This is a genomic window from Clostridium oryzae, assembly GCF_002029235.1.
GTDB lineage: Bacteria > Bacillota > Clostridia > Clostridiales > Clostridiaceae > Clostridium_AE > Clostridium_AE oryzae.
Genome location: NZ_MZGV01000001.1, coordinates 197,973 through 214,814, shown reverse-complemented (window position 1 = coordinate 214,814; position 16,842 = coordinate 197,973). Strand labels below are relative to the sequence as shown.

The 16,842-nt window shown below is 40.7% G+C and carries 16 protein-coding genes; 4 read left to right on the top strand and 12 right to left on the bottom strand.

The features are described from left to right. Positions 1-154: 154 nt before the first annotated feature. The 10 genes from CLORY_RS00830 to CLORY_RS00785 all read right to left on the bottom strand — a co-directional run bounded on the left by CLORY_RS00830 (position 155) and on the right by CLORY_RS00785 (position 10,669). Entirely contained in the window at positions 155-2,521 is a 2,367-nt protein-coding gene (locus CLORY_RS00830; protein ID WP_079421679.1) for a virulence-associated E family protein, read from the bottom strand. Further along, positions 2,518-2,952, bottom strand: a complete 435-nt coding sequence (locus CLORY_RS00825; RefSeq protein WP_079421678.1) for a DUF7768 domain-containing protein — start codon at positions 2,950-2,952, stop codon at positions 2,518-2,520. The genes CLORY_RS00830 and CLORY_RS00825 overlap by 4 nt, the downstream gene beginning before the upstream one ends. Then, the gene (locus CLORY_RS00820) at positions 2,942-3,703 is read right to left on the bottom strand and encodes a phage antirepressor KilAC domain-containing protein (RefSeq protein ID WP_079421677.1); all 762 of its coding nucleotides are present in this window, start codon (positions 3,701-3,703) and stop codon (positions 2,942-2,944) included. The genes CLORY_RS00825 and CLORY_RS00820 overlap by 11 nt, the downstream gene beginning before the upstream one ends. Positions 3,704-3,796: 93 nt before the next feature. Continuing rightward, a complete protein-coding gene (locus CLORY_RS00815; RefSeq protein WP_079421676.1) occupies positions 3,797-5,731 on the bottom strand; it encodes a DNA polymerase in 1,935 nt (644 codons plus the stop codon). 72 nt (positions 5,732-5,803) lie between these two features. Next, complete coding sequence (locus CLORY_RS00810) at positions 5,804-6,352, bottom strand: DUF2815 family protein (RefSeq protein ID WP_001064737.1); 549 nt, start codon at positions 6,350-6,352, stop codon at positions 5,804-5,806. Next, complete coding sequence (locus CLORY_RS00805; protein ID WP_079421675.1) at positions 6,345-7,493, bottom strand: DUF2800 domain-containing protein; 1,149 nt, start codon at positions 7,491-7,493, stop codon at positions 6,345-6,347. The genes CLORY_RS00810 and CLORY_RS00805 overlap by 8 nt, the downstream gene beginning before the upstream one ends. Further along, complete coding sequence (locus CLORY_RS00800; protein WP_079421674.1) at positions 7,486-7,809, bottom strand: rRNA biogenesis protein rrp5; 324 nt, start codon at positions 7,807-7,809, stop codon at positions 7,486-7,488. Before CLORY_RS00800 ends, CLORY_RS00805 begins: the two co-directional genes overlap by 8 nt. Beyond that, positions 7,784-8,002 carry a hypothetical protein gene (locus tag CLORY_RS00795; protein WP_012103008.1) on the bottom strand — a complete coding sequence of 73 codons (219 nt, stop codon included), beginning with the start codon at positions 8,000-8,002 and terminating at the stop codon, positions 7,784-7,786. Before CLORY_RS00795 ends, CLORY_RS00800 begins: the two co-directional genes overlap by 26 nt. Before the next feature lie 46 nt (positions 8,003-8,048). Next, positions 8,049-8,618, bottom strand: coding sequence for an ECF-type sigma factor (locus CLORY_RS00790; RefSeq protein ID WP_242954281.1), 570 nt, complete (start codon positions 8,616-8,618; stop codon positions 8,049-8,051). Between the two features lie 470 nt (positions 8,619-9,088). Beyond that, positions 9,089-10,669 carry a helix-turn-helix domain-containing protein gene (locus tag CLORY_RS00785; protein WP_242954280.1) on the bottom strand — a complete coding sequence of 527 codons (1,581 nt, stop codon included), beginning with the start codon at positions 10,667-10,669 and terminating at the stop codon, positions 9,089-9,091. Between the two features lie 488 nt (positions 10,670-11,157). Between CLORY_RS00785 and CLORY_RS00780 the strand changes: the two genes are divergently transcribed. Genes CLORY_RS00780 through CLORY_RS00765 form a run of 4 tightly spaced genes read left to right on the top strand, consistent with a single transcriptional unit; the run spans position 11,158 to position 15,383 of the window. Then, a complete protein-coding gene (locus CLORY_RS00780; RefSeq protein WP_000028496.1) occupies positions 11,158-11,388 on the top strand; it encodes a helix-turn-helix domain-containing protein in 231 nt (76 codons plus the stop codon). A gap of 4 nt (positions 11,389-11,392) precedes the next feature. Then, on the top strand, positions 11,393-12,541 hold the full coding sequence (locus CLORY_RS00775; RefSeq protein WP_079421671.1) for a restriction endonuclease PLD domain-containing protein: 1,149 nt from the start codon (positions 11,393-11,395) through the stop codon (positions 12,539-12,541). An 11-nt stretch (positions 12,542-12,552) separates the two neighbouring features. Continuing rightward, on the top strand, positions 12,553-14,412 hold the full coding sequence (locus CLORY_RS00770; RefSeq protein ID WP_079421670.1) for a Z1 domain-containing protein: 1,860 nt from the start codon (positions 12,553-12,555) through the stop codon (positions 14,410-14,412). A 14-nt stretch (positions 14,413-14,426) separates the two neighbouring features. Continuing rightward, positions 14,427-15,383, top strand: a complete 957-nt coding sequence (locus tag CLORY_RS00765) for a restriction endonuclease PLD domain-containing protein (protein ID WP_079421669.1) — start codon at positions 14,427-14,429, stop codon at positions 15,381-15,383. A 44-nt stretch (positions 15,384-15,427) separates the two neighbouring features. On the opposite strand, the gene CLORY_RS00760 is transcribed toward CLORY_RS00765, so the two are convergent. Both CLORY_RS00760 and CLORY_RS00755 read right to left on the bottom strand, forming a co-directional pair. Next, positions 15,428-16,480, bottom strand: a complete 1,053-nt coding sequence (locus CLORY_RS00760; protein ID WP_079421668.1) for a DNA cytosine methyltransferase — start codon at positions 16,478-16,480, stop codon at positions 15,428-15,430. Positions 16,481-16,484: 4 nt separating this feature from the next. Then, the gene (locus CLORY_RS00755; protein WP_079421667.1) at positions 16,485-16,838 is read right to left on the bottom strand and encodes a helix-turn-helix domain-containing protein; all 354 of its coding nucleotides are present in this window, start codon (positions 16,836-16,838) and stop codon (positions 16,485-16,487) included. Positions 16,839-16,842: the final 4 nt, after the last annotated feature.

Genomic DNA, 16,842 nt, shown 5'->3' with positions numbered 1-16,842 from the left:
CGCGTATGCGTGTATGCACAGGCTACTATTACTTCTTTTTACTATTAATAAATAAATAGGATACTTCTTGTTCCACTTGTTCCGAACCGTTGATTTTCCTTATCATTACTAACTTTAGGGAAAGAACCAGCATGGGAACAAGGTAAGGTACAACTTAGCGTTGTTCCTCGACTCGGGAATAAGCTCGTTGCTTTCCGTAGACAGGAAACGTTACAACACCATTCTTGTTCCCAGTGTACTTGTTCCACTCACTGATCTTTCTCATAATGGCACCGATAGCATAGGAATCTGATGGTTTTAACATTGATGCCTCTTTACCGAAACACTCACACCAAATTTCCATATTGCAGACAAGGGTCCTTTTTACTGTTCCAACACGGGTGCCGCCGCCAAATTCGCTACCTCCGAGGAAATTTCTACGCTCGTATAAAGACATCGTGTCCCAATCATCCGGTAAGAGCGTGTCCAAGTAGGTACGAACTAGTCCTTCTCGTTCATCCGTTTCCATAGCATCTGCCTGTTCACTAGTTGCCATGGTTACATCATCACCTTCAAGGTAGAGTTTTTCGCCCTTCTCATAAAGAACTAGAGCCTCTGCCCAAATTTGCTCTACTTCCTCTTTGTTCATCTGCCAAGCTTTCTTTCTACTGTTACCGCTAATGCGGACTGGCCAAAATCTGCGATTACCTGTAATATCCCGAAGAAATCCGCTTTCTGCATTGGTAGAACCTACAATTACGCATTGACGGGGATGGCTTTCTACGTTGACTCCATAACTGGCACGGTACTTATCATCCGCCCTCGAGATAAAGGACTTCACAATCTCCACATCCGTCTTACGCATTCCAGCAAGCTCACCGAGTTCCAACAACCAATATCCTTGAAGTTTTTCAGCACCTGATTTATCTTTCATGTCCGTAATGGTCAAACTATCTGAAAACCAATCTCCGGCAAGCTTGGCAAAGAAGGTTGACTTACCGATGCCTTGAGGACCGTTTAAGATAAGAACACTATCAAACTTTGTGCCTGGTCTATAAATACGGGCTACCGCCGCAACCATCGTTTTGCGAATGACTGCTTTTGTATAGGAATTATCTGTAGCACCGAAATAATCAATGAGCAGATTCTCTACTCGACTAATACCATCCCATTTTGGCAGGGAGTCTAGGTACTCCTTAACAGGATGGTATGCTCGTTCTGATGCTACCGCTACCACAGCATCCTTGGTCTTGGTAGGAGAATAGACCCCGTATTTGCTGCTTAAGTACACCTTAAGAAGTGCGTTATCCGAATCATTCCAACCCGCCTTAATCTGGTCCCAAGGCAGACCACCTTTGGCATCAATACCATCACGATGGCAGTTGAAAGCGATATGCTGTAAATCTTCATCATGCCGAATAATCAGAACGATGTTATCCAGTGTGTCTTTTATCCGACCTTGCTTATCTAGTTCCAAACCTGTCTGCCAATCCTCAGCACTAAACTCCTCTTCAGCCTGAGCCTGCCTTTCCTTTGCAAACTCAGCTTTTACCGCTTCATCTTTTATAGCAAACTCGCACATTGCCACAAAAGACGGCATCCTGCCAGGAGCCGTAGTAGTGGAAGCTCTATCATCTAAAGAGCCGAATTTATGAATACGAACAAGGTCAAAAGCATTGAGGAGCAGACCGCTTGCTGGGTCGGTGGCATGATGGCTGTATGCGAATTTATCATCATAGATAATCACACCAGCACTACTATCAGCGGGAATATAATCGTATCGTCCTTCCATAGCAGAAGGGGTATAAACTGCGCCTAAAAATTTATCAATTGCTTCACAAATGGAGTAGGCACGACAGAATGTTCCTACCACACCCTCCTTTAAAAGCGGATCGGCTTGTTCTTTCAGACTGCGATTAATAACTTCAGACTGTCTGCTTGATACGGGCCAAGTTGATGTATCGTGCCAGTTTTCATATTTTGCAAGGTAAATATCCGGGTCAAGTAATGCTCCATCCTGCTCTTCGTAGACAAATTCACCATTAGAGGAAGTGGATGGCCAATACATAAGGCGATGAGCTTCATATGTCGTATCATCGAAAAGGTCAATACCGATTTCTTTTGCCACCATACGTCCAACGGCTGCATATTCTTCTTCACTGATCTCACGAGCAAGAGGAACGATAAGTCTGAGTCTCGGATTTTCCGGTGTGTGCTTATGAGTGGAGTAAACGCAACATTTGAAATCGAAAAGTATTGAGATTTGTTCCCAAATATCTGGTCTACCGTAATCCATATCAAGGGTAAGCAAAGAGCGACATAGAACATTGCCCTTCTTTCGCCTTCCTTCTTTTAAATGTCCTCCGACAAAGCCGCCCACATCCTTGATATCATCTTGCTGCCCTTTTTTAAGTTTCCGATATTCTTCTACTGTTTCCGTAGTGCGTTGCGTCGTCTTTACACGGGAGCAAAAATCCTCCCAGGAGATATCTTTGTTTTTCCATTTCCTATCCATCCGGCTATTGCCTACTGCAATTTTCATAAGCTTTCAACCTCCTCATGCTCCGGACTAAAATATCTGACCGTTTGTCTGCGTTTCTTGGCTACTTCAATTTCCCTCGCCATACCAGTTGAGATGGTATTGCCCAGCACCCACACCTCGGAGCATTTGCCCATAAGCACGATGTCCATAAATATGGCAAGCTCCCGTTCTTCGGGATTTTCATCATCCATAAACTGAGGAAACATAAGATGGGGAGCAATCGGGATAGAGTTTTGGTCTAGAGCAAACCTGCAAAAACTGCGAGCCTTTTTAATGTTTCCTTCTACATCACCGGAATAGGGAGAACAGATATATACAAGCGGCTTAAAGGCAGATTTTTTCTCTGCCTTTTCCTTTTTCATTATGTTGGTCAGTGCTTCATGGGGAGTTGGGTCATGGTATCCTTCGTGATTGAATTTGTTAATTCCCATTACACACCTCCATTTCTATCTGAGGCAAAATACCGTCTGCCTTCATCAGTTCGTAAATGAAGAGTCTGCCTTTTTGTGTCCAATATGTATGGACCTTTGTATGCTGTTGCCCGTTACTGCCAAGGTAGCTATGAGTCTTAGTGCTGGTGTAACCTTTTTCCGCATACTTCTGATATAAAAGCCAAATGCCACCTTGTTTAAATTGGATGCCCTTTTTATTAAGATAGCGGTTCATCCAAATAGCTGACTTACCGTAATCTTTGGCGATTGCTGATGTGGAAATGAGGTCTTTGCAACTTAAAACCACATCGTAATAAGACACTTTCGGTTTCATTTCTGCAATTTGCTGATTCTGAACAGCAACCGTACCTTCAAGCACTTTATTTTGTTTCCTTACTTGAGTTAGCTGTTGATTGGCAATCTGAAGTGCTCTTGCCATGATTGCCTCTGGTGAATTCCATCTTCTTTCTATTTCAAGAAAGTATTGGCGACACTCTTTCCCTTTTGGAGTACGCTGTATCATGCATAGCTCTTTTGCCATGTCAATTGTTAACTGATGGTCTATGCTTGGTCTGCCTCCAGTACTTTCGCTCAAAAATGAGCTAAAGTCTGACCCTTCCTCAAATCCGTACTCACACATTCTTGGAAACCAGTCTTTATAAGCGGTCTTTACTTCCAAGGCTTCATGTAGATCACGACCGAGTACGGTTGGTCGTTGATTTTCATAGTTAATTCTAATTAATTCGTCCATACGAATTACCTCCTGTAATATAGTCAGAGAGGAAACCCCTCTACCTAATAGCCACAGGAGGTAATGATTGTTGAGGATTTTGAAAAAATTTATTTAATCTTTTTGATAAAACTGACACTCATAGCCATCAGCATCAAGTAACAGACCATTTGCCCATCTTGGTGTCCTTGCCATCTGTTCACAGATAGCAGAAAGTGACATACCCATTTCCGCCTCGATGATAATTTCATCGTGTACATGAGCCACAATGGAACAATGCTTTAATGTCTGCATGGCATGACACAAAATGTCACGACTGATTGCCTGAACAATATTCTCTACAAATTTTGGGCCGTAGCTTTCGATTCTTTCCCATTTCTTCGTTCCACCGACACCTTCATAAGTAACCGCTTCACCGCCAAACATATTCTCTCCCATACGAGGTTTTACATAGGCAAGCCGTCTGCCAGAAGGAAGAACAATAAAGAGCATCCCGCTTTGATATATAAATTTAATGCCGTGTGTCTCTGTGGGATTCTTTTGCTTAACACAAGTTTTTACTGCACGGTCAACATTCCACCAGAGTTTTGTGATATTGGGATTGGACTGTCTCCAAGCTGTTACAAGGGGTTGTAGTTCCTCTTCTTCAATTCCCATCTCCAAAGCACCCATTGATTTTAAGGCTCCCACAGAGCCTCCGTAACCGAGAGCAAGTTCAGCAATTTTTCCTTTCTGACGAAGATGCCCATTCACACCATGCTTTTCAACAGGTACATTAAACATCTGAGAGGCACTGGCGCAGTAAATGTCACCGCCATTTTGAAAAACTTCTATTCTCCATTTTTCGCCTGCAAGCCAGGCAATGACGCGAGCCTCAATCGCTGAAAAATCCGCAACAATAAACTTCATACCCTCTCTCGGTATAAAAGCAGTACGGATAAGTTCTGATAGTACCTCTGGGATAGAATCATAGAGTAAATTAAGAGCATCAAAGTTTCCGCTTCGAACTAAAGCACGAGCCTGTTCCAAATCAGACATATGGTTTTGGGGGAGATTTTGCAGTTGAATCAGCCTACCAGAGAATCTGCCAGTTCTATTGGCTCCGTAAAATTGAAACATTCCTCTTGCACGACCGTCACTACAAACCGCATTCTCCATTGCCGTGTATTTTTTCACCGATGATTTCGCAAGTTGCTGACGAAGTTCCAAAACAGTTCCTAGTGGTTCAGGTGCTGTCTTTAACATCTCAGCAACAGCTTTTTTACCAAGGGAATCTGTTTCTAACCCATTATCAGCAAGCCAATCTTTCATTTGTTGCACAGAGTTTGGATTCTCTAAATTGGTTATATCCTGCATTAAAGCCATTAGCTTTTCACGGGAATGTTCATCCATCTCGACAGCCTGTTTTACGAAAGTCATGTCAATGGCAATGCCGCGATCATTGATTTTCTGGTCAAGACGATACTCCTCCCAGATGTTCTCTGGTACTGGAAACTTGGATAATCTCTGCTGTATTGACATCTCGGCTTCCACATCACGAAGGTTATATGCCTTAAACCGCTCCCATTTTTCCACGTCATGTTCCGGCAGATTACGAACTCGCCCGCCATTTGACTTAGTAGGGGAACAAGGTGTACAGAAATATTTAATAAGGTCTTTTCCCTCTGTCAATTTTTGCTTTTCTAAACCTAAAACTGCACCGACCCCTTCCAGAGATAGCGGAAGTCCCATATATGCCGACCAGATCATGGAGCATTTCCATGATGCAGGGTCAAGATATCCTTTGAGATTTAGCCATTTTGATAGACACACACGCTCAAACATTGCATTGAAAGCCCACTTAGTAACAGAATCATCCATAAGTGCGTTTATAATTTCATCTGGAATTTCCTCCCCACAGGCAAGATCAACAACCTGTACTTCGCCACCATCCACCGAATAGCCAAATAGTAGAATTTCAAAATCATCACTCTCGGCATAACGGTAAACTCCAGATTTCTGAAGATTGGCACTACTAAAAGTTTCAATATCAATAGAAATAGAATTCATGTATAACCGCCCTTTCCAATGCAAACGAGGTGGCAGAAGAACAACCTCCACCACCTCGTCTGTATTTATTCTTTATGCTAGAAAATCATCATCTTCAATAGTTGTGAAATCATCAGCGGCATTGGTTCTTCCGCCTAAAGGCTCTCCATCTCTTATCTTCTGGATGTTGCCAAGACCACATGCTACCCCCTTATTGCCATTAGAGTTAAAAGCATAGAAATTTAGGGATACTCTTGCATAACAACCGCTGTAAACCTCGTTGCGATCCAAGATAGGTCTAACTGCTTTATCTACTATTTGAGGTGGAGTCTTGCTGTTGGCATTTACAAAGTAATGCCCTTTGTAAGCCTCATCATCACGTTCTACGTCACCATCTCGAAGTGGCAGTTTGATAGCAGCCTTATTCGGCTTTTTACCACCAAACTTTGCAATGCCCTCCTCAATGGCTGCATCTACTGCTGCATTGATAGCATTGATGGTTTCCTTATCTGTTTTGGGAATCAATACGGATACGCTGTACTTTTCCGCTCCGCCATTGATAGATACGGGCTCCCAGCCGTGAAAGTAGCTAAGACGTGTGTTGACGCTTGTAACAACCTTAGTTCTGTTTTGATTATTCATATTCCAATTCCTCCGTTATTTCGTTAAATTCGTTTTTTACGTTTGATATATTCATAGCTGGCCGCTTATCCGAAAGTGGAACCAGCGTTGGTTTGCCCAGTGGTTTATGTATGAGACCACCGAGAATTTGCTCAAATTTCTTTTTGCCCATCAGCTTCTGCATTTCCGTAAGGGTAATGAGACTCTGACGATAGATATCCTTATAGCCGTTTGCCTTGGCTGCTTCAGCCACAGCCTCTTCGTCCTTATATTTGCGGACGGATCTACCCTCAACTACCTTAAAACCGTGCCACTCTTTGCCGTGATTAACGGCTGCATCCGTGGCATAAGCGATGATTTCATTTGCCCACTTTGTAAGGTCGGACAATTTAGAAAGAACTTCCTCAATTTCAGAGTCCGTAAGCAGGGGTGGCAGTTTAAATTCCATCTGTGCTAATTTCAGCTTTTCTTCTGCTCTTGCACGGCATTTGACAGCCGCTCGACAGAAAGTACACCATTCACCTGGAAGATAGTCACCTTCGCCTTCATAGGCCTTCTTCGCCTTTGGCTTCAGTTCATTTTCTGCCCAGTCTTTTAATTCCTTTACCGGGATTGTCCATGTGCTGACATTTTCCCTGCGGGGTTGGAAGATGGTCATGGAAACCTCCTCGATATCGTACAAGCTATCGTAGATTTCTAAAGCACCAAGGGCATACAATTTCATCTGCGGGTTTTCCACTGCATCTACTAACACACCCATGCCATACTTAAAATCGATAATATGAAGCTTTTTATCGCCAATAATGATGCAATCACCAGTTCCGAACCCCTGGGGTACATAGCAAGAAAAATCAAGACGTTGTTCAATAAGTATTAACGGGTCCGTACAGCTTTGCCTTGCCAGTTCCAGCTGCTCCATTACAAATTCCACATAGGCATCGCTGTGTTCTTCCATTTCATCAGAGTTATACACCGAGACTGGCCGTTTACTTCTCATGTGAAGTGCTTTTTTAAGTTTATGTTCACAGAGAGCATGGGCGGCGGTACCTTCAGCGGCTGCATTGGATTCACTATTTTCAAATTCCAGTTCCAATCTTGCAGAAGGAAGGCAATTAAGCCACCTATGGGACCCCGATGCGGAAAGTACTGCGTGATCACTCATTACCTAGTACCTCCGCATCTTTCAACATATCTGCATAATGTTTCGGGTCAACTTCGCTTAATTTGGAGCCGCCGTATTTTTGGATGATTTCCCTCACTTGGGCAGTAAGACCGACTTGACTCTTTTCAGCGAGTTTTGCCCTGACTTTCTCCAGAGTGATCTCCTTTTTCTTTGGCGTAGGTTCTTTTACAGGTGTAGTCGGTTCTTTTGCTTCGACAGATTCATTGCCCGCCATTGCATCAGCAACCGCTTGTATGCTGTCTGCCAAAGAGCGCATATCAGAAACCACATCAAGAAGTAGTTTGATTTTGCTCATGGTTTAATCCTCCCTCCTTAATCTCACTAATGGCGAGTTCTTGTACGGTGTCACCCGGAACAAGGATAGTCAGTTTCTGCTTATCACCAAGTAAGAAACGAAGGAAACGCTCCCTTATGGTGACATTACGACAGGAAACAATCCCGCCAGTCTGTGGAGTTTTTGAAACACTGATTTTCAAGTTGTGTTTCATTTTCTTCACCTCTTTCCGAGAGCGTTTATGTACTGCCCTCTATCTATTAGCCGTGGCAAGAGGGGAAAGTTGAGGATTCAGGAAAAACTTTTTTGAAATTCTTCTTGGCTGTATCTATACGGTGTGAAATGGCGCTTTTACTAACACCCTCACGCTCTGCATACTCTGTTACAGAAACACCATCTAGGAATATAGCAATCAGTAACTCTGCTTGTTTTTCCTTGAGGGTCTTGCGGATAATTTCACAGAGGTATTCATATTCTTCTTGTTTCTCTCGAGTCACTTCATCGGTGTTATCAGGATATAACTCAATCGTATTTTCCTTTATGTTTTTACCCTCATTATCGTCAGTGGCTTTTGTGTAGCCCCTTTTTCCATTAAGCTTCTTAGGCGGGGTAGTAGTAGCTGAATGACGATCAAGTTTATGCCAGTTATTGTACTCTGGCTTGTTGAAACGCTCGTCCATAATTTCCTGTGGCGACCGTCGACTCACCGTTTCCTTATCTTCGGCACAGGATAGCCTGTCCTCATAGTCCATATCAATCATTAAGGTAAAGTCCTCGTCTGGTACCTCCAAATAGGTAGGTTTGTTGTCGTACATAATTCTAATTTTCATTTTGCATCCTTTCCGCCGGACTGCATTGGCGGCAAAGGATACAAAAATAGGTCTGTGCCTCGAAGTACACAGACCCTTTGTCCTGAAAATGAGCGCAACAAGGTAAGGTACTTCTATTGCAACGTATAACAATCCATAACGGACTGAAACGTAGCAATATGTATCCTTTGCCCTTATTGCAAATCAGGCATTTGATATTTTTTTGTAGACGAGGAATGGTCTAATTCTTGCTAACTACGAAGGACCTTTCCTTCGTCTATCATTATTGTAAGAGAGAATTGGACAGCCTTGGCGGACACCTCATGCCCGTTAATTTCAGGCTCAAAATTACGCTTTTCCCCACAAAAACGCCTAAAAACAACAATAAAAAAAGCCATACATAAACCCTTAAAAGGATTCATGTATGGCTCACATATTTTGCAACTAAAAAACGGACATTACGTGTCCGCTTTTTCAAAATATATTAAATTTTATAATGGATCTGCGCCATGTTCTTGTAAAAATGCTCTAATCTCATCCATCGATTTTGGATATAGGTGAGTCAATGCAAAATCATACCAAATGTGACTATTGTTATTGAAGTTCAACGAAAATGGAGAATTGCTAATTATATGGTTACTAATTTTAGGTGGCAGATGAAGTCCAAGGCAAATTAAAACTATGGAATTAATAGAGCCTGGTTCTTCACCATTAACTATTCTTCTTATGGTACGCTCATTGACCATTATTTCCTCTGCTAATTCGTTATAAGTTACATTTCTCCACTTACGAACTATTTTAAGAGAGCTGGTATAACTATTTGGCAATTCATTATAGATTCGCATTTCTTCCGCTATTGTTTCGGCTAGTAATTGGGCCTTCTTTTCTGGAGCCGCATACTCAAAACCATTACAAAATTTTATATCAAAATCAATATTCGATGTTTTATCACGGTTGAGGAAACATTCGGTATAGTATCTTTCCTTACATCCAGATTTAACTGATAACTCGAAAACCAAGCAACACTCTTCCATATGGGTTCGTGCATAGTCGGTAAGTACAGTCTGTCCAAATATATCCCGTGTTATATATTTTGGATGGTTTAAGACAAAGTGGGAATCTACATATATATAACTTCCGTCCCTAACTAAAGCGGCCATTTCTGGATTGGTAATGCTTTGGATGGCAGCATCCTCTGCGCTTATAGAAAAGGTCTGATTTCTTTCAAGCGCACCCTTCTTAAATCTGTGAGGCTTGACGTAGCGACCATCTATGTAAGTAAAGGTTCCGATTGCTTCCTCATATCCAGCATCAATCATTCGAATTTTAGCTGCTGTCCGAGATACGCTGAAGAACGTTGCTAAGGCGTCAATAACTGGCTCCATTACATCTATAAGTTCAGATGTTCCCATTTCTGAACGGAATTGCTTAATAAATTTAAATGCTTGGGTTTTAAACATGGCAAGTGGCATTTGTATCTTTGGAGCGAGAGCATTCGCCTGCCATTCCATCCAGTCAGTTGCATCTCTGGTATTGTCTTTTATACCCCCGACTACCTGACACTTGATTCGTGTGACACTGCTGTTATATAGCCGCTCCAATTCAAATGCTTTTCTATGTTGATCCCAATGAACACACTCATGCACAATAGTATTATTGACTGATCCCAAGTTACGAAGAAAGTAAGCTTTTGGGTCCACAATTATTGTACGGGCATTCACACGGGTTTGTACCATTTCATCGATGTCTTCATCATAAAATTCTGCATCACAGTCGTGAAAGTATATCTGCCCAAAAACAGAGAAATCCTTTGTAATCTCTCTCATTTCTACTGTAAGGCCCATTTTTTCTGCCAACACCTGTGGCTCAACTGCCATTGGGGTTTTTAATGCTTCAGGGTGATGTCTTCTAAGGAAGTCTGTGGCAACAGATTCTAATTGTTCCTTATGAATGATAGGGACAAGGGAGTCTGACATAGGTTTTGGCTGCCTATTTTTGCTAGTATACTCAGTTATACTAGAGATTGAAAAATCATCCAAATTGCAACCCAAATCACCTGAGCATTCTAGCATAAACCATTGCCGGCAATTTTCTGATTCATCATAACGATGATTTGATTCACGGACTTCGAATTCAGCTTCAACAGCAACATCAAATTCTATTTTCATGTCCGGTAAGTCATTAACTGACACAAACTTAACTTCTACATCTGACAATTCTATGCCGCCAATGTTTCGAACCCTGTATAACCGTAAGTCTAAATCTTCACAACTATCCGTTGCATAGGTTTGTATGGCAGAAAATATCTCATTATAGAATCTATCAGCCACGTAATCTTTAAAAGAACGATTACCCGCCAAGCCACTCCCTCCTCACCCATATGAAATTAATATCTTTAAGGATTTTTACTATTCAAACATTAGTTCATAGGTAAATTATAACATGTATTTTGATTGCCTCAACATTTATTTTACGTTTGCGAATTTTAATTGTTGCTTCGCTAACTTTGTGATAAACTTTATTTATTAACTTAGGCTAGGTACTAAGGCGAGGTGATATTATGTCCATAAGTTATAAAAAACTGTGGAAACTTCTTATTGATAGAGACATGAAAAAAAAGGACTTAAGAGAAGCAGCTGGTATTAGTACAGCTTCAATGGCTAAGCTTGGAAAAAATGAAAATGTTAATACTGACATTTTAATAAAAGTATGTAAGGCGCTTAACTGCGATATTTCAGATATTATGGAGATTGAAAAAACTACAGAAACCCCACCAAAAACAAAGGAGTGAGCTAATGAAACTGTTATATTCAAATATCCTACCCCTTGGAACATCAGAGGGCCAACAAACAATTATAGATTGTTTTAACGAGCAGATTGCAAAATCAGACCGTGTTGAAATCGCGGTTGGATATATATCTCGTGCTGCCTTGGAAGAACTCGACAATCTGGTCGAAGAGCATAATATATCAAGTATATGCCTTACCATTGGAATGTACTTCATCGAAGGAATGCCAGAAGGATCATATAATACTGCTTTAGAAATCAACAAGAAATGGATAGAGACTGGTATAGGTGAAATTAAGATCGTAAAAGCATTCAAATATCATGGAAAAGTATACTGCTTTTATAAAGATGAGCAACCTTTTTCTGCTATAATTGGTTCCGCAAACTTAGGTGTAATCAAATTAGATGCTAATAACCGTAGGCAGTATGAAATCTCATCGATTACTGATGATGCTACTGAATGTAAAGAAATCGCAGAATTTTTAGAGAAGTTAAAGGCTCAGAACTGCTCTGATAATATTGCTAACATAACAGGAATGCCAATAATCAGAGAAGTTAACACATCACTTAGTGGCATTGATATGGTAACACAGATTCCCCAAACTGGTGTACAGCTTTATGAACAGCATAAAACAGATGTTTCTTTTGTACTGCCATTAAAAGTTCCTGCTTACGATGAGCGGCATATGGATGATGGTAAGCATTTCACAAAGTCAAATATAAATGTTAGCTATGCCGCACCACGAAGTAAAAGGAAATCCCGTGATTGGTACGAAACTCAATTGACTGTTAGCAAAGCGATAACTCGTTCAGAAGGTTACCCTGAAAAAAACAAGCCTTTTTTTGTTGTAACCGATGATGGCTATTGGTTTAAAGCTCATACCACAAGCGATGGCAATAAACAATTCAGTGCTGTTGGCGATGAACTCATTCTTGGTCGTTGGATTAAAGGTAGACTTGCAGCAGCAGGTTTAGTAACACCAGTTAATGACACCCAAGCTGATACTGATCGTAAGGGAATGATTACGAAAGAAATGTTACAAGCATACGGTTGCGATAGCCTTGTACTTTCAAAAACAGATCAGAAAGCATTGGACGAAGATGGCACCGAGCTTGATGTGTGGGTTTTATCGTTTGAAACAATTACTAACGAATGAGAGGTGTATCAATGCAATATTTAAAAACATATCTGCAAAAAATAAAAGATCGAGGTAATGAAAAATTAGCTGAGTCCATTTCCAAAACGGCTGAAGATATTGGTAATCAACATATTCGCAATTTTTCATTTATAAGTCATGAGATTGGCTTGTTGTTTGGTAATGTGCAATCTGGAAAAACCGGTCAAATGTTTGGCGTTATGTGCAAAGCTGCAGATTTAGGATTTCCTGCATTCATCTTACTCACAACAGACAATGTTGTCTTGCAACAACAAACCTTAGATCGAGTTAGAGACGACTTAGACGGTTTCTGTATTTGTGGCGAAAACGACTCAGGCTTATTTATTGAAAATAGCCTTGTTAAGCCAGCCATTGTCGTTCTAAAGAAAAATGCAAGAGTACTAAGATTGTGGGCAAATGTATTTAATTCTACAGGCTTTATGAAGGGCAATCCTCTATTCATCGTTGATGATGAGGCAGATGCCGCTTCCTTAAATACTCTAATAAACCGTAATAGTCAGTCATCAATTAATAGATATCTGGATTCTATAAAAAATGGAGCATCAAGTAGCTTATACCTACAGGTTACAGGTACGCCTCAAGCAATCTTATTACAGACCCTTGCGTCTGGTTGGCATCCATATTTTACATACTACTTCCATCCAGGGGATGGCTATTTAGGTGGAGACTTTTTCTTTCCAACAAGCAGTAAACCTGAATGCATTGATTTTCTTGAAACAATCAAACGACCGACACGAAGTGTTGTTATGCGCCACCTTGCTGTATCTGCTCAGATTTTGGCATCAAAAGGAAAAGTGTCAAATTGCCTTCTACATCCGAGTGTACGACAAAATGTCCACCAGCGTTTTGCTGACGATGTCGCAAAGGAACTAGATTGGTGTATGGAGCATATCAATACCGAATTCATCACAGAATTACAAACCCACTATGATTCTTTAGAACCCAACAAAAGTGAGAAACTTTCTTTTGAAGTTATCTATAAAACTATCAAGGACTTATTGGAAAAAAAAGGTATAAAAATTCTTGTTATGAATGGAAAAACAGATGTTGAGAGTCCAGATTATGCAACAGGCTGTAATTTTATCGTAGGCGGAAACACTCTAGGCCGAGGCGTAACTTTTCCAGGGCTACAGACAATTTATTATACAAGAACCAGCAAAAAGCCCCAGGCTGATACTATGTGGCAACATAGTAGGATGTTTGGTTATGACAGAGACTCTGGCATGATGAAGATATTTATAGATGAACAACTCTATAAATTATTTGCGGACATTAACGCTACTAATAATGCCATTATCGCACAAGTAGAGCAAGGAATTGAAAACATAAAAATTTATTATCCAGTTGGATTGAATCCAACTCGAAGGAATGTAATTGATAATAAACGAGTTAATATCCTTTCAGGGGGAACGAACTATTATCCGTTCTATCCAGATAATAACACCATAGATGATATATCAAAACTATTGGAGCCTTTCTCCAATGATGATCCTTATTACCAGGTAAATTTGAGGTTAATTAAGAAAATATTATCTCACATTATTGCCAGCCCGGATTTCAAGTTAGATGCATTCCTTTCTGTCATTGATACACTTCTTTCAGAACAACCAGCTGGACAGGGTATTTTGATTGTCAGAAGAGGAAGAGATGTTGCACAAGGGACAGGAGCCTTGTTGTCTCCGAACGACTGGAAACTAGGTGGCACTTTCCATGACAAAGTAGTTCTGACCATGTATCAAGTGACTGGTACTAAGGGATGGGGTGGAAAAGCAATCTGGGTGCCAAATATTAAACTTCCTCACGATACCATGTATTATGATGTGTCTGAAGAAACTATAGAAGAAGCATAGGAGGGCAAGAATGGATGTTAACCAACAACATAGCAAAAAGAATTTTATTTGCCCCTCCACTCCAAGGAGCGGACACTTTATTGATATTAAGCGGATATGCTACCCCTAATATGGCATCATGGCTTATTAAGAGTTTTCAAGAGCAAAATATGCACCCTGTAAATATTTCACTACTTATAGGAATGGTTCCTTACGATGGGTTAAGTGTACCTATACATGAGGGCTTTATGGAACTCCATGGCAAAACTTACCCAAATGCAGTGGATAGCTTTTCATGTAGTTATGTTTGCGAAAACCCTCCGGTTCACGCAAATTTATACATTTGGCTAAAGGGAGAATCACCAGTACAGGCCTATACAGGTTCTGCTGATTTTGTGCAGAATGCATTTATTCAATCCAGAAAAGAAATAGTAGTATGCTGTGATCCAGAAGAAGCTTATAAGTTTTATGAAGAAGTTGAAGCAAACTCAATTTATTTTAACCATGCTGAGGTCGAAGACCATATCGTTCTCCGTCCAACACATCAAATTCTTGATGCTGAAAACAAGCCTCTAACCACTTTGGCTGGCGAGGGTATTACTTCTACAACTCTATCGCTTCTCACAACCAAGGGTGAAGTTGGAGAAAAGTCTGGATTAAATTGGGGACAACGAAAGGGCAGAAATAAAAACGAAGCTTATATACATCTTCCTGCAAAAATTGCAAGAAGTGGTTTCTTCCCGTTAGGTAAACAGCATTTTACTGTCATTACAGACGACGGGCATACTCTGCTCCTAAGAGTTGAGCAACAAAACGATAAGGCAATTACAACACCTCTTAGCAATGCTCAGCTCGGAGAATACTTCCGAAACCGTTTAGGTCTTGGAAATGGTGCGTTCGTAACAAAACAAGATTTACTAAACTACGGAAGAACAGATGTTACCTTTTACAAAATCGACGATGAACAGTACTTTATGGACTTCCATGTATAAAAACAAAGCAGTTACTTTGCTTTTGCTACAAAGTAACTGCTTTTTCATTCTTTAATACTTGGGTCTACACTCTCATATTCAATTCCTGCAAAACACTTCAAAATTGCCTCAAAAATGATTTTTGCACCCTGACAAGGTACTGCCATTCCTATTTGTTTACGTACACTCTCTTTACTTCCTATAAATCTATAAGTATCAGGGAATGTCTGTAATCTTGCCCGCTCTCTGTTAGTCAATGCTCGTGGTTCTTCCCAATGGTAGATATGTGTTCCTCCACCACCGCTTCCCGTAACCGTATAGGAAGGCTTAGTTGGATCGAGCCTCTTATATATTTGGCTTATTTTTGCTCCTCTAATATTAAGTCGCAAATCTTCTGGAAGGTCTGCCGTAAATGCATTTTGTCCAGGTAGAATATGCTGCAACCTTCTAACAACAGTTTCGGATTGTCTTGTCAATTCATTATTATATGCATCCTCTGGAATAGGGGGATTTTCTATTGCATTTTTGCAAGTATTATCGATTCCGACATAAGGCGCTGTTGATGGGACTTTAAATTCAACATCGATGTCATCCCGTATGCCAACGATAATCAAACGGTGCCTCGCTTGAGGGACTCCGTATTCCTCAAACTTGTAGAGATGGGGTGTAATTGTATAGCCAGCTTCCCTTAGTTCCTTGAGAATCTTAGTGAAGGCTTTCCCATCATTTGCATTTCTAAGTCCTCCAACGTTTTCTGCTAAAAACCACTTGGGTTTAAACAGTTTTAGAGCTTTGACACCATACGAATACAAGGGTCCGAATACCCCGTCCATACCTTTTTGCTCACCAACAACACTATAGTCATTGCACGGGAAACCAAATGCCAATGCATCAATCGGGGCTAGTTTAGACATATCGAATTTGCGAATATCCGCATGGTAAACAGTATTAGGGGTATCAGGACAGATATTTAATCTATATGTTTCACAGGTATCTGCGTCATAGTCATTTGCCCACTGATGTACAATCGCAAAGTTTGGATCTTCAATACTAGCATTCATTGCACCCCAAGCGATCCCACCTGGGCCACAAAATAGTTCACCTAATCTAAATATCATAATATCACTCTCCCTCCTTTGAAATACCAATTTTATTAGCGTTCCGCATAGTCAAAAAATCTATGAACAATTGCACCATTGCTACCCCGTCATCATCTAAGTTTTCTAAACCATGAATCTGGCAATTGGGATGCATATCATTTTCTGATATATAACCTGCGGCTAACAATATTTCAAACGGGTGAAAATTTAAAGCACGTGCGATTTCACATAATGTTGCCCAATTAGGGTTTTTTCTAGTTCCGTTCTCAATTTTCATTATTTCACTGTCGCTTGAGCCACAAGCAGTTGCTAACTTTTTAAGAGAAAGCCCCATGGCTTCTCGACGACTTTTAATCATTTGTCCTACCTCAGGCATGCTC

Coding starts and splice junctions, on each gene's coding strand:
- CLORY_RS00785 (WP_242954280.1), bottom strand. CDS start 10,669: ATGCTAGAATGCTCAGGTGATTTGGGTTGCAATTTGGATGATTTTTCA.
- CLORY_RS00790 (WP_242954281.1), bottom strand. CDS start 8,618: ATGAAAATTAGAATTATGTACGACAACAAACCTACCTATTTGGAGGTA.
- CLORY_RS00795 (WP_012103008.1), bottom strand. CDS start 8,002: ATGAAACACAACTTGAAAATCAGTGTTTCAAAAACTCCACAGACTGGC.
- CLORY_RS00830 (WP_079421679.1), bottom strand. CDS start 2,521: ATGAAAATTGCAGTAGGCAATAGCCGGATGGATAGGAAATGGAAAAAC.
- CLORY_RS00800 (WP_079421674.1), bottom strand. CDS start 7,809: ATGAGCAAAATCAAACTACTTCTTGATGTGGTTTCTGATATGCGCTCT.
- CLORY_RS00820 (WP_079421677.1), bottom strand. CDS start 3,703: ATGGACGAATTAATTAGAATTAACTATGAAAATCAACGACCAACCGTA.
- CLORY_RS00810 (WP_001064737.1), bottom strand. CDS start 6,352: ATGAATAATCAAAACAGAACTAAGGTTGTTACAAGCGTCAACACACGT.
- CLORY_RS00825 (WP_079421678.1), bottom strand. CDS start 2,952: ATGGGAATTAACAAATTCAATCACGAAGGATACCATGACCCAACTCCC.
- CLORY_RS00770 (WP_079421670.1), top strand. CDS start 12,553: ATGCAATATTTAAAAACATATCTGCAAAAAATAAAAGATCGAGGTAAT.
- CLORY_RS00780 (WP_000028496.1), top strand. CDS start 11,158: ATGTCCATAAGTTATAAAAAACTGTGGAAACTTCTTATTGATAGAGAC.
- CLORY_RS00815 (WP_079421676.1), bottom strand. CDS start 5,731: ATGAATTCTATTTCTATTGATATTGAAACTTTTAGTAGTGCCAATCTT.
- CLORY_RS00755 (WP_079421667.1), bottom strand. CDS start 16,838: ATGCCTGAGGTAGGACAAATGATTAAAAGTCGTCGAGAAGCCATGGGG.
- CLORY_RS00775 (WP_079421671.1), top strand. CDS start 11,393: ATGAAACTGTTATATTCAAATATCCTACCCCTTGGAACATCAGAGGGC.
- CLORY_RS00760 (WP_079421668.1), bottom strand. CDS start 16,480: ATGATATTTAGATTAGGTGAACTATTTTGTGGCCCAGGTGGGATCGCT.
- CLORY_RS00805 (WP_079421675.1), bottom strand. CDS start 7,493: ATGAGTGATCACGCAGTACTTTCCGCATCGGGGTCCCATAGGTGGCTT.
- CLORY_RS00765 (WP_079421669.1), top strand. CDS start 14,427: ATGTTAACCAACAACATAGCAAAAAGAATTTTATTTGCCCCTCCACTC.